Source organism: Bacillus sp. GbtcB14 (assembly GCF_019091205.1).
Lineage (GTDB): Bacteria > Bacillota > Bacilli > Bacillales > Bacillaceae_G > Bacillus_A > Bacillus_A cereus_AG.
In genome coordinates this window covers 14,187-26,911 of sequence record NZ_JAGXJT010000011.1, presented here as the reverse complement: position 1 = coordinate 26,911, position 12,725 = coordinate 14,187, and the positions used below count along the sequence as shown (strand labels likewise).

Genomic DNA, 12,725 nt, shown 5'->3' with positions numbered 1-12,725 from the left:
GTAATTAACACGGCATAAACACTACTTATCAGATGGAGGTTGAAAATATGCAATGGTTAAACCTTCTCCTTATCTTACTATGCCCTCTCATGATGTTATTTTGTATGAAAGGTATGCGTAAAGGAAACCATCACTCAAAAGGAGGAAACCACAATAACCAAACAGATACGGATCAAAAATTATTAGCTGAAAACAAGCAACTTCGACATGAAATCCAGCAGCTAAAACACGCAACAAATCATAATGACATAGCATAATTTAATTATTAATATCAAAGTCAATTCCCCCAGACACAAAAACGTACATCCCAAAAAGAGATGTACGTTTTTTGGTGAAAAACTCTACTAATTTTTTAAAATCTATCTCTTTTTCATAGTCTGATATAAAGAGCTTGTACATATAATTTAGAGAGAGGAGGGGTATATTGGCACTTAACTATACCTATAAGAAAAAAATAAGTATTAAAAAAGGAATCTTAACGTTTATCTTTTGTATTCAACTATTATTTCTCCTATCTGCTATTAGTGTTTCTCTCTTATCTCATTTAAAAGCTTCCTTTTTACAAAACTGGTCACAAACTCAATCATTGACTAGTTTTTTATATGCACTTGAAACAGAGAACCATTATTTCACACAAGAATTTAAGAAACAAACAAATTCATTGAACCTTTCCTCTACCATTTTTTCTTTAGTAACCAATATAAAATTAAACGATATACCAACTCTCATAAAGAATGAACTTCCTGGATTCTCAACATATTATTCAGAAATTGCTGTAGCTGGAGAAGGAACTAATGAAAGTAATATTCCTAAAGAACCAAATGTTTCATTAGAAGAACTTACAAAACAAAGAAACGCTAATTTAGATGCTACACAAAAAAAACAATCCGAAAATTCAACAAATAATATTCAGCAAAAATCCATTTTCATTTACCATTCTCATAGTCGAGAATCCTTTCTTCCCTTACTCCCTGGTACTACTGATCCTAATGCAGCATCTAGCGATAAAGTGAATGTGTCCTTGTTGGGAGACAGGTTAAAAATCAAACTTGAAGAAAAAGGAATTGGTGCTATAAATAATAAGAAAGACATAGTAGATATGTTATTAAAACGAGGATTAAGTTATCCTAGTTCATATAACGTTTCCAGAGAAGTTGTCCAAGAAACTCTTGCACAAAATAGGGATATCCAGTACCTCGTTGATATTCATCGAGATTCTTCTCGAAAACCGTTAACGACAAAAATGATAAACGGGAAATCGTATGGTCGACTCTATTTTGTTGTTGGTAAAGAAAATAAACATTTTCAGCAGAGTTTACAATTTGCTAAAGCCATCAATTCTTATCTAGACAAAAATTATTATGGTATTAGTCGAGGTATATTCGTAAAAGATCGAAGAGAAGGAAATGGTGTCTATAATCAAGACTTATCTCCACATGCTATGCTAGTAGAGATTGGCGGTGTAGATAATAATTTGGATGAACTAAATCGGACTGTAGATATATTAGCTGAAGCCATTAACGATTACTATCAAAAAGCAAAAAAGTAAATAAGTAATAAGAAATTACAAGTGAATTGTAGAAGGTACTCATGGCACACAAATCATAATCGATAACGCGGTTGTTAGCTACTTTCATTTTATTGTATTATTACTGACTAAGTAGTTTAGAGTTTCTTGTCCTTTGTTCAAAAAGTTTAGACTTTCATGTCCCAGCACTGAGACATGAAAGTACCTACAAATTTTATGATAATGGCTGTTTATCAACGATTGCTCATGATATTTTAGTTTAGAGTTTTATGTCTTTTTACAATAATCAAATTTCCCACTATGAAAGGATGTTTTTTACTGTGAGATCTAATTTTGTAGATATTGTAGGGTATCAGTTTGAAAAAGTTCATACAGGTGCTATAAAATGGTTGTTAGACTCAAGCAATGAATTGATTGATCACAACGAAAAATCAAATGTGCTTCGCAATTTATATAAAATGTGTGGCATCCTCCCCCCTTTCAAAAGTTCGGATATTGATTTTATAGAGTGTAAACCCGAATTTTCTATCGGAAGTGGAAAAAGAGTGGATCTTGTTATTGAAATAACACTAAATAATGGTGACCTAAAATATATAGTAATCGAAATGAAAGTTGACACTATAGCCAAAAAAGACCAACTTACTGCAACCTACGATGGTTTTCACAGCAGCGAAGATGCTATATTTATTCTTTTCCTGTTTGGATCTTCTCAAATTTGTCAGATTCCAAAACATAAGCACTTTAATACTTTTTGCTTAAATGATATCATGTCTGCCTTTAATAACATTGATAGTGAGCACTATATATACAGGGATTGGATGGACTCTTTGCAAGTCGAGTTAAAAAAAGGTAAAACCATTAAGAACTTACTTCCTACTTTAACTAATATTAAAGATAAAGATTCTTGGCGCAAGAACGGGTATCGTACGCATTTCACTGCTTTTTATTACCTTTACAAACATCTAAAATCCAATTCAAAAAACGAAATAGCCTGGAATATTTACAGTGGTAATAATAATCCAATTATGAATTGGGAACCAGGATGGTTAGATAAAACCATTTCTAATAAAAAAATAACATTCTATTGGGAATTTAATTATCAAGATCTTATTTTAAAAGTTAAATTACCAACGGAAGGGTATCTTTCAAGTCAAGAATTACATCAATTAAAATCAAATATTATTTCAATAGTATCTAAAAATCCCCAAATTAAGGGAAATATTGCTCGTAGGCAATCAATACCTAGAGTATATAACTCCCTATATAAATGGAAGTTTGACTTTTTAACGGAGAGTTTTGAAGAGATAATGATGAAAGCAGAATTAATTATTCAAAAAATTCATCCCGAATTAAAAAAATCTAATTGGGAATTTCCCAAAAGTAAATCAGTATAATACTCCAAAGTATTAGAGGTGTATAAAATGAGTAACAAAGAAAAAGAACGCTTTAAATCACTTGTCGAAAAGCACAAAAAAAATATGCCCTGGTATGTAGTAGAATATATAGAAATGAAAGCAATGCTCTCCCCTGCTACTTTATATGGATATATAACAGAATTTGAAAAGTTTTTTAAATGGATGATTGAGAAACGAATAGCGGTCATAAATGGAAATGTCGCAACTGAAATACATGAAATTCCAATTGAATTGTTAGAAAGCCTACCTTTAAATGAAGTGAATCGATTTCATATGTACCTTAAGAGTGAAGGTATTGAAATCAAAGCAATTAACAGGACCTTTTCGGCTTTAAAATCTCTTTTTAAATACCTTTCACAAAAAACTGAAGATGAATATGGGAATAGCTATCTTTCACGAAATGTAATGGATAAAATAGAATTACATAAAGAAAAAATAGATGCTGCAGCAAGAGCAGATGATGTAGCGAATATGATATTTAATAATAATGATGATGCTGCATTCCTGCGCTTTCTAGCAAACGATTATGAATTTATTCTGAAAGAAACTTCTACTCGTAAATACAATTACTTTTTACGTGACAAAGAACGTGATATTGCCTTAATTAGCCTTATTTTAGGTACAGGGCTACGTGTATCAGAATTAGCAAGTCTTAGCCTATCTAGCGTTAATTTCCGCCAAAAAACTATCAAAGTGATTCGTAAAGGGAATAAAAAATCATCCATACTTGCTACTCAATCCAGTCTAGATGATGTACAAGAGTATTTGAAAGTACGCCAAGAAAGGTATGGTTGTCCTCCAGAAGAAGAAATTATGTTTGTAACAAGGTACCAAGGAAAATACACCCAGCTTTCTGTCCGTGCCATACAAAATTTAGTAGATAAATATACAAGTGCATTTGATGAAAAACGCAGTCCTCATAAACTACGACATACCTATGCTACAAATCATTATAAAGAAAATAAGGATCTAGTATTATTACGCGATCAACTTGGCCATACCTCTGTTGAAGTTACTAGTATTTATACTAATATTAATAACGAGAAGAAACGCGAAGCCATTGATCGATTAGAAAAAAGACAATTTGAATAAAAACAGGATACTTCCTTAAAGAAGTATCCTGTTTTTATACTGTTGAATTTATTACTCAGTGATAAAAAAACTTACCAGCCTGAAACACCAGTTAATACAGCTTGATTGGCTGAATTACATTTATTATACACTTCCCAATAAGCATCTACGATCCAACCTTTTTTATACTCTCTATCAGCTGAGAACGCTGCATATAGTGCTGTGCCTAAATTCACTAATTCGAATTGAGATGCTGACTCAATATTCTTGACTCGTTCTTGTAAATTAGCTGAAAAGGCTTCAATATCCTTTTGTGATGTTAACTGTTGAATTTGTTGGTATAAGTAATTTGAAAGCCCCTTAGCGGGTATATTATTTGATAATGCACTTAAAATCTTTTCAAGTAAACTCTTTTTCATTCTTGTTCAACCCCATTTCAATTTATGTAAACTAAACGTATTAGGTTTTTATATAATACATTATATCATTATATTATGTATTATATATGTAATCACGAAAAATCACCGTTCAATTTTTCTATCCCCCCTTAACTAAATAAAGGTGAAATTTTCATATTCACTTGGAGCAGTTGCCCTTAATCCCAACCACTTTTTCTCTTTTCTTGTTCTATTGTTATGCGTTCTTTATATTCATAAGCCTTTATTTCATTACCTACATCAATTTGGTTAAAAACATCACTTTTCACGTCTATAATTCGCATCTTTTCATTCGTATATAATGTAATAAGATGTTTGTCTGGAGAACCTGTATCACCCATAAGAGGATTTCCAGGATCGCCTTCAATAAATTTTTTATCGATAACCTTCGCCTGTACTAACCTTCCTTTTTTTACTGTCTCTTCTTCAATTTCATATTCTGTCATAGCTGACTGTATTGCCGGAAAAATAAACCACACAATTATAATCGTAATAATAGTTATAAAAAAACACACTATAACATTTGCATTGGTTTTTTCATTAGATTTATGCATTATATTTATCCCTTCCCAGTTATGAAAATCACTTCTCTCTTACTTCTACAATTCTTTCTTTACTGAGTTGAATTCCTTCTTCTTCACTTATAGCTTATTAATATTCATCTCGGCACTCCCCCTTTCAGAGTATTAATTTTAGAATAATATATATATAAATTATATATTTTATATATACGAAAAACAACAATAAACTTAATGAAGTTTATTGTTGTTTTTTGAGCGATGAGTGAATTAACTTTTTTTTCAGAATTTTATTGATAAATAAATTAAAATTACATAATATATCCTGCTTTTCTGCTATGATGGTAATAAATAGGATACTCTATAGGATGGGGGAATATATAATGATTGCTTCGATAAAGGGTAATGAGCAAATCACAAAAATGTTAAATGACTGGTATATAGAGATTCGTGCCAGACATATTGGAAAGGCGCATAAATTAAAAGTTGAAATTGATCAAAAAATACACAATATTGAAGAGGACCAAAACCTGCTTTTATACTATTCTCTTTTAGATTTTCGTCATCAATATATGGTTGATAGTTTAAGCATTGGAAAAGACAGTTTTGATAAGGTTGAATCATTAGAGGTGCCTGCAGATCAGTTTTTATCGTACTACTACCATTTCTTTAAAGCTATTCATTCAAATATTACAGGTAACTTTACAAGTGCGAAAGAACATTACAACAAAGCTGAAGAACTATTAAACCATATCCCGGATGAAGTTGAACATGGAGAATTTTATTTCAAACTATCCACTTTCCATTATCATATCTATAAGCCATTGGCGGCTATCAAAGAAGCAACTAAGGCAAAAGAGATTTTTAAAAAGCATGCAGGATATGAGGCTACTATTGCGTTATGTGATAATTTAATTGGTTTAGCTTGTACACACTTAAAACAATTTGAAGAAGCTGAAGAACACTTTATTACAGCTATTAATACATTTAAAAAATCAGGTGAAGAAAAATTTATTACGTTTGTTCGTCACAACTTAGGATTAATGTATGCTGGCCAAAATTTATCTGAACTAGCAATACGATACTTATCTGAAGTAATACAAGAACTCCCTAAAGACTATAAAGCAATCTTTATTAAGGCTAGAGAGCATATGGAAATGGGAGATTCAGAGGAAACTTCTAACCTTATAGATAAAGGATTAGAAGTTTGTAAAGAGCTTAAAAATGAAGAGTACGAACATCACTTTTGGATTTTAGAAAAGTTAAATCAAAAAGTAACCGCTGACGAATTAGAAAAGACAATTAAAACAGGAATCTCTTATTTTGAGAGAGAAAACCTACATGAGTACGTACAAGAATACGCTAAAAAATTAGCAGTTTTATTCCATCAAGAGAATAACCGTTCAAAAGCAAGTGATTATTTTTACCTTAGCCATCAAGCCGAAGAAAAAAACTTTGAGAAGGAGGCTTTAAAATGAGAAAAGTAATTTTTAGCTTAATCGGGATTACAGCTGCATTCACATTTATTTTGAATTCTAGCCATGCAACTGATACACAGAAAGCGCTTAGTGAGGAAAAAATTGTACAATATGCTCACGGCCATACTGGCGGATGATAAAAAACAAGGGTCTTCACTTCATTGTGAGGACTTTTATTTTTATATGGGGATCCCTATTATAAAATTACAAAATACAATCATTTCAGAATCTTAATATAGAAATTAAAAGTAACTGGTTCCTTTTGCATCCATAAAAGGGAGCTTAAAATTTTAAGAGAGGAATTAACTATTAATGCATACACAAGAAGATTTCTATAAAAAATTAATAGAGGAACAAAGACTAGTAACAATATTTTTAATAAACGGAGTAAGAGTACCTGGCATTATTATTGCTGTTGATAAATTTTCAGTGCTAGTCTCCAGTAACGGAAAGCAACAATTCCTTTATAAACAAGCTATTTCAACGGTTTCTTTATAAATATAAATCTGCTTAAAATTGAATTTTTTTAATTTAAAAAGTGGTAAAAACAAAAAAGGAATCCTTAATAAAAGGATTCACCCCAGGAAATATAGATAAATAAAAAGAATTAAGTTTATTATAAAATAAAAGCATACTAAACATATTGAGAAACAAAAAATATTGAAGGTTGAAAGCAAAGAATAATGTTTGCTATACTAAATGCGCACAAATATATGCAAAATCACAAATAAAATAAGGGCAGCTATGCTAGGCTGCCCTTATTTTATTTTTAATTTCATAATCCGCTATTTAATTTGAGGTATTTATAAACCTAGTACACTAACAATCTGACATGCTTTGGAATTTGCAATATGATAGTACATCTCTAACCCTCTTCTTTCCGAGCGGAGAATCTTGCCACGCATCTTAGATAAGTGCTGAGATACAGTTGATTGAGGGACATCTAATAGCTCTGTTAATTGTGTTACATTACAAATTTTGCGGTGTTCTAGCTCCTTCACAATTTGTAACCTAACTGGATGGGCCATAATCTTTAATAATTCTACATCCGCCTCTGGGATTTTGTACATTTCATTACTTGCTTGAATAGTTGTCATTTTAATTTCTCCTTTTATAATTTTGTTTTATTTTAATTATCTATTTTTAAGTATGTTGTGTTTACTTGAGTACATTGTTCATAACCACTATAATGTTTATTCTTTTGTCTCTCTATCAGATTCAATATATATAAGTATTATGATGACTAAAAATCCAATAAAAGATAGCATAGGTATCGAAATGAAACCGAATAAATTTAAGTAATCTTCTGTACATGAAACTCCTACTGAACAAATCTTCATCTCATTAATAGGAAATGCTTGTATTGTAATTTGATATACAGATAATATTAAACCGATACACGTAAATGGAAATGCATACATGCTGACGCGCGGATCTTTTCTATACATTCCTATCCCCAATATTAATACTAATGGATACATGGCCATTCTTTGGTACCAGCATAAATCACATGGCGGCAGCTTCATCCATTCACTAAAAAATAAACTAATTAGCATTGCACTAGTAGCTATCATCCAAGCAATTGCAATGTGGTACTTACGAATCCATTCCATTTTATGTTCTCCTCACACGATTTTAATTGTATTGAAGGTTTTATAATAAGGATGCAATATTATCTCAATTATCTATTTAGAATGTCACTAATTTATTTCCGTATTTGGAATAACCGGTTTCAATGGATAGTATCCAATCATTTAGATCTTCCCAGTCATACCCCTTATCTTTCAACTCTGGTGGAAAGCAATTCTCAAAATCATCACGCATTCCGTACATAGTTTCTAATGCTGTTTCTAGTGGACCGAATCTATATACAATATGTGTTTTCACTCGTTTGTTTTTCTTTTCTGCTACAGCCAAATATACATATCGTCTTTCCTTTGCTAAAACGAACTTCAAAAACCCTGGAATTTGACTCATCTAAAAAATGCCCCTTTCGGTTTTCCTTACCCCTTTCTTTTGTATACGAGTAAGGAAAACAAGCGTTTTTGCCGTATTAATTTAAGAGGTGTCTCATTTTTTTGCTTTGAAAATACAAGACCACACTCATCATCACAATATTTATTACACCGGCTGCAGCTCCAATTTTTGCAATAACATATACAAATTCATTACCGCTAAATGGAAATAGACTCAAAAAAATAAAAAAAGTAGAAATAAAAAAAGATAAGAGCATGTTTCTTTTGTTCCCATTCATTCAAGAAACCTCCTTTTGGAATAAGTATTGATATTAAGCTGCATCATTACGGTTATAATGCCGATTCTTTTCATCTACAAATCCTTTAATGCCCCACACACCAGCCTTTAATTCTTTTGCTTCTTTTTCTGCTTCTAGCATTTCAGGTAGAAATGTAGTATTAAGTCTAGAGATATAGGCTATAATCCCATAACCAGACTTGACCATTAATTCATTAATATGTATTCCGTTACAAAATACATAAGCCAATTTCCTACCGTATTTGTCTTCTTTTTGTCCCCGATCATAAACCAAAGTTACACTTTTCCCTTCTAGTTGTTTCTTTAAAAAGGAAGAGGCTTCTTTTCCCATCTTTTGTGGTGGGATTTTTTGAGATACAGACTCAGGAGTATCCAATAACAGTAACCGTACCGTCTGTTTCTGCCTCTTTACGTTCACGTCTATCGTATCTCCGTCCTTTATATGTAATACCTTCCCTTTAACAGTCTCTAAGTCTTTTATTTTTCCCTTATAAGCTTCTGGAACATCAACAATACCTTTCCCTTCCATGTGCTGTTGTATCCCGTTTTGTACTGCTTGGGCAGGTCTTGATTCATTATTTATTTGTGTCGAATTGCTACATGCTGCCATTTGAAGTACGAATGATGTTAAACAAATAGCCTTAATCCATATTTTCATATCGAAATTTCTTCCTCCTAATCAAAATTCGTAAATAGCTGCATCTCAAAAACAAATAAAAAAGGACACACCTATGGCATATATATGCGTAGGTGTGTCCTTTTGCAAGATAGTTTTAGAAGTATTTTGTTACTTTCATCATATCATATTTCTTATTAATTTTATATATGAAATTTAAGATTTTGCGATATTATTTCTTCTTCTCATATATAAACGTGACTCTCTTCTGTGTAGAGTCATATGTTAATTTCGCATCGAATGATTTTCCTGTTTTTTTCGATATGAATCCTTTTATTGTATCCGTCATATTCTTTTCTAATAATTTCTTGATTTGACTAGCTGTAATTCTTTTTTCAAGTATCATTCCTGAAACAATGAAATCACAGCCCTTCTTGTACTGTTCGCATAGATAGTTTGTTTTCCCTATTATGACTCTACTCTGGCATAATGGGCATTTACCTACTGTACGATCCTCTGCAGTTGGAAATTCAAAACAAATACTAAGGTCCGGGTTTAATCGAATCGCAGCTGTGAATTCTCCTTTTTCTCCACTAAAACCACTAATGAAGTCTGTTACATTGTTATTCACTAGTTTTTTAATCTGGCTATCGGATAATTTCTTTCCTTTAATTTTAGCCGGCAACATAAAATCGCATCCGTTTTGATATTCTGAGCACCCAAAAAACGTTTTACGGTTTAGGATTTGTCCTTTTTGACACTTTGGACACTGACCTAGCGATAATTCTTCAACTGAAGGCAAATTAAAGCTGACTTCACCGTTAACGAATGCTAAATAAGCAGAAAATTCTTTGCCATTAGATTTAAATCCTTTTATAATGTCCGTTTTATTTTCTTCAAACAGTTTTTTAATTTGTGCTGCAGGAATCGTTTTTTCTTTTATTCTTTTGGGTAATCCAATGTTACAGTTTGGATGATTGCTACACCCGAAAAATTTCCCTCTATCTAAAATTATTCCATTTCCACAAGGACATTGGCATACTTCTATTTGTTGCTTCCAGGTCTCTATTAGATTGTGCGAAACCGTGTCAGGTATTCTTATAATCTCTTGTGCTATTTTTTGTACAAATGTATTTGTTTGGGCAATGAAGTCTTCATAACTCATTTCATTCTTTTCAATACGGTGTATCATTCCTTCCATTTCAGCTGTGTATAGTGGATCTTTAATTTGTTGAACAGGAAATTGTTCAATAAAGGCACGTCCAATTGGAGTCGTAGTAATTTTCCCTTTTTCAATGGCTATATAGTTCTTCTCATGTAAAGCTGGAATAAAGGTTGCTTCGGTTGCAACGGTTCCAATTCTTTTCCCCTTCATTAATTCCTTTAAATGTTCATCGTCTATTTTACGTCCTGCTGTTTCCATAAAGGTCAGAATGGAGCTTTCTGTGTGTAGAGCAGGTTTCTTTGTTTTGGATTCTAGTAATTCAAAATCGCAGATTTGAAGTTCCTGTCCTTTCTGCATAATAGGAATTTTAAATACTTCCACACTTTCTTCCTCTACTTCCTCTTGAAACACTTCTAGAAATCCTTTTTCTCGAAGTACACTTTCTTTTGTTTGATAGATATTTCCCATCGCGTCAATAAGTAATACTTCTCTTACCAGGTATACTGCAGGACGCATGAAATTACCCACAAAACGTTTTACTACGAGGCTATATAGTTGTTTTTCAATCTCTGGACGACCTTCCTCTTGATATTGTTTAGTCGTAGGTATAATAGCAAAATGACTTGATACAAGCTCATCGTTGAATGTTTTATGTTTCACATCAATTGCTTCAATATCTACGGATTGTACCAGTAAAGAATACTGACTCTTAGCTAGTGCCTGCATAACACCTTTTACACGCTCTACTTGCTCTGTAGGCAAATGCCTAGAAGATGAACGAGGATATGTAATAAACCCTTCTTCATACAAGTTCTGAATATGTTTTTTTACAGTTTCAGCATTAATTTGCAATTGCGCATGGGCATCTTTATACAGATCTGTTAAGTTATATAGCAATTTAGGATTTTTCTTCCTGGTTCCCTCTTTAAATTCTTCTACTACAAGATATTGCCCTTTCAAATTTTCTCCCAAACTTCTTAATGGCGATGGGTTTAACACTTGATCTTCTGTTTTCATAACCGGTGTAAGTCCTAAATCTGTTATTAGCTGCAGATGATAATAAGATTGCTCTCTATAGTTTTCAATTGCTAATTCGCGTTGGCGTATCTCATTTAATAAACACATTTGTACACGGCCAGATGACAATAAGAATTTATTTTGTGCTAATTTTGTGGTACATCCCCTGGTTATATTCATCCCTAATAGATAATCCAGATACTGCCTTGCTTTAGCAGAATACGCCAGTCCATCGTATTTAGATGCGCTTTCTAATCGATTGAGAGCTGCTTCAAGTTCTGCAGCTTCAAAAGAGGATTTAAATACGCGAGATTGCTTTTTATTCACACCTGCATATTCGTACACTTCCCTATAGATTAACTCTCCCTCTCGGTCCGCGTCACATACGTTCACCGCATGGTCAACATCAGGACGTTGCAGTAGTTTAACAAGGATTTGTAATTGTTCAGCATTTTCTTGTATCACTTTATAAGCTGGCTGATAAATTAAAGGTAAATGTTCTAACTTAAACATTTTATACTCTGGATCCATCTCTTCCGGATTTTTTAGTTCCAGCAAATGTCCACGGCACCAACTGACAATATAATGATCATTTTCATAATAACCATAATAAGGCTTGCTACCAATGTACTTTTGTGAGTGACGGAATCGTGGCGATTTCATAATTTCATTGGCCACTTTTGATTTTTCTGCAATAAATAATGTTTTCCCCATAACTTTTTCCTCCTTAAACAAAAAAAGGACACACCTACGCTATGGTTATGCGTAGGTGTGTCCTTTTGCAATATGATTTTTTCAGTATTGGATTACTTATATAATAACATTTACTCTATTTATATACAAATCGAATCAAAGTTCAATGAGACTCCTATATATCTATCGTGTTGTTTAAACTTCGCAATGATTTTGTGAAGTGCCGAGCGTCTCCCCAATTTCAATACATCTATTGTTTTGTTTTAACAAGGAATAGAAAGGAGCAAAATATATTGTGGGTAATAATTTCAATACATCTATTGTTATGTTTTAACCAGTTTCTCTTATCGCCTTATAAAAACAATACATATTTCAATACATCTATTGTTATGTTTTAACGAAATACTGAGACGAATGAATTATCTGTCGCTATACAATTTCAATACATCTATTGTTATGTTTTAACGAAATACTGAGACGAATGAATTATCTGTCGCTATACAATTTCAATAC

Annotated in this window: 15 protein-coding genes; 7 read left to right on the top strand and 8 right to left on the bottom strand. The window is 32.2% G+C overall.

Annotated elements, in window-relative coordinates:
- Positions 1 to 47: 47 nt before the first annotated feature.
- The 4 genes from KVT31_RS24320 to xerS all read left to right on the top strand — a co-directional run bounded on the left by KVT31_RS24320 (position 48) and on the right by xerS (position 4,035).
- The gene (locus KVT31_RS24320; RefSeq protein WP_001198645.1) at positions 48 to 257 is read left to right on the top strand and encodes a DUF2933 domain-containing protein; all 210 of its coding nucleotides are present in this window, start codon (positions 48 to 50) and stop codon (positions 255 to 257) included.
- Between the two features lie 167 nt (positions 258 to 424).
- Positions 425 to 1,549, top strand: a complete 1,125-nt coding sequence (locus KVT31_RS24315; RefSeq protein WP_001207347.1) for a stage II sporulation protein P — start codon at positions 425 to 427, stop codon at positions 1,547 to 1,549.
- 287 nt (positions 1,550 to 1,836) lie between these two features.
- Entirely contained in the window at positions 1,837 to 2,922 is a 1,086-nt protein-coding gene (locus KVT31_RS24310; protein ID WP_002073815.1) for a PD-(D/E)XK nuclease family protein, read from the top strand.
- A gap of 27 nt (positions 2,923 to 2,949) precedes the next feature.
- Complete coding sequence (gene xerS, locus KVT31_RS24305; protein WP_000066152.1) at positions 2,950 to 4,035, top strand: tyrosine recombinase XerS; 1,086 nt, start codon at positions 2,950 to 2,952, stop codon at positions 4,033 to 4,035.
- Positions 4,036 to 4,106: 71 nt separating this feature from the next.
- On the opposite strand, the gene KVT31_RS24300 is transcribed toward xerS, so the two are convergent.
- Both KVT31_RS24300 and KVT31_RS24295 read right to left on the bottom strand, forming a co-directional pair.
- Positions 4,107 to 4,433, bottom strand: coding sequence for a hypothetical protein (locus KVT31_RS24300; protein WP_000749219.1), 327 nt, complete (start codon positions 4,431 to 4,433; stop codon positions 4,107 to 4,109).
- Between the two features lie 176 nt (positions 4,434 to 4,609).
- Positions 4,610 to 5,005 carry a hypothetical protein gene (locus KVT31_RS24295; protein ID WP_000549611.1) on the bottom strand — a complete coding sequence of 132 codons (396 nt, stop codon included), beginning with the start codon at positions 5,003 to 5,005 and terminating at the stop codon, positions 4,610 to 4,612.
- 347 nt (positions 5,006 to 5,352) lie between these two features.
- Here KVT31_RS24295 and KVT31_RS24290 point away from each other — a divergent pair, with 347 nt between their 5' ends.
- The 3 genes from KVT31_RS24290 to hfq all read left to right on the top strand — a co-directional run bounded on the left by KVT31_RS24290 (position 5,353) and on the right by hfq (position 6,945).
- Positions 5,353 to 6,447, top strand: coding sequence for a Rap family tetratricopeptide repeat protein (locus KVT31_RS24290; protein WP_000561969.1), 1,095 nt, complete (start codon positions 5,353 to 5,355; stop codon positions 6,445 to 6,447).
- Positions 6,444 to 6,584: a hypothetical protein gene (locus KVT31_RS24285; RefSeq protein WP_001233271.1), complete on the top strand. Its 141-nt coding sequence runs from the start codon at positions 6,444 to 6,446 to the stop codon at positions 6,582 to 6,584. The genes KVT31_RS24290 and KVT31_RS24285 overlap by 4 nt, the downstream gene beginning before the upstream one ends.
- Before the next feature lie 175 nt (positions 6,585 to 6,759).
- On the top strand, positions 6,760 to 6,945 hold the full coding sequence (gene hfq, locus KVT31_RS24280) for an RNA chaperone Hfq (protein WP_000557400.1): 186 nt from the start codon (positions 6,760 to 6,762) through the stop codon (positions 6,943 to 6,945).
- Between the two features lie 305 nt (positions 6,946 to 7,250).
- Here hfq and KVT31_RS24275 read toward each other — a convergent pair whose 3' ends face one another.
- From KVT31_RS24275 to KVT31_RS24250, 6 genes are all read right to left on the bottom strand, one after another.
- Positions 7,251 to 7,544: an ArsR/SmtB family transcription factor gene (locus KVT31_RS24275; protein ID WP_000207870.1), complete on the bottom strand. Its 294-nt coding sequence runs from the start codon at positions 7,542 to 7,544 to the stop codon at positions 7,251 to 7,253.
- A 96-nt stretch (positions 7,545 to 7,640) separates the two neighbouring features.
- The gene (locus KVT31_RS24270; RefSeq protein WP_000454806.1) at positions 7,641 to 8,060 is read right to left on the bottom strand and encodes a disulfide oxidoreductase; all 420 of its coding nucleotides are present in this window, start codon (positions 8,058 to 8,060) and stop codon (positions 7,641 to 7,643) included.
- A gap of 76 nt (positions 8,061 to 8,136) precedes the next feature.
- The gene (locus KVT31_RS24265) at positions 8,137 to 8,424 is read right to left on the bottom strand and encodes a hypothetical protein (RefSeq protein WP_000078380.1); all 288 of its coding nucleotides are present in this window, start codon (positions 8,422 to 8,424) and stop codon (positions 8,137 to 8,139) included.
- Between the two features lie 76 nt (positions 8,425 to 8,500).
- Positions 8,501 to 8,701 carry a hypothetical protein gene (locus KVT31_RS24260; RefSeq protein WP_001014120.1) on the bottom strand — a complete coding sequence of 67 codons (201 nt, stop codon included), beginning with the start codon at positions 8,699 to 8,701 and terminating at the stop codon, positions 8,501 to 8,503.
- Positions 8,702 to 8,734: 33 nt separating this feature from the next.
- A complete protein-coding gene (locus KVT31_RS24255) occupies positions 8,735 to 9,379 on the bottom strand; it encodes a thermonuclease family protein (RefSeq protein WP_000708141.1) in 645 nt (214 codons plus the stop codon).
- Between the two features lie 190 nt (positions 9,380 to 9,569).
- Entirely contained in the window at positions 9,570 to 12,233 is a 2,664-nt protein-coding gene (locus KVT31_RS24250; protein WP_000520749.1) for a type IA DNA topoisomerase, read from the bottom strand.
- Positions 12,234 to 12,725: the final 492 nt, after the last annotated feature.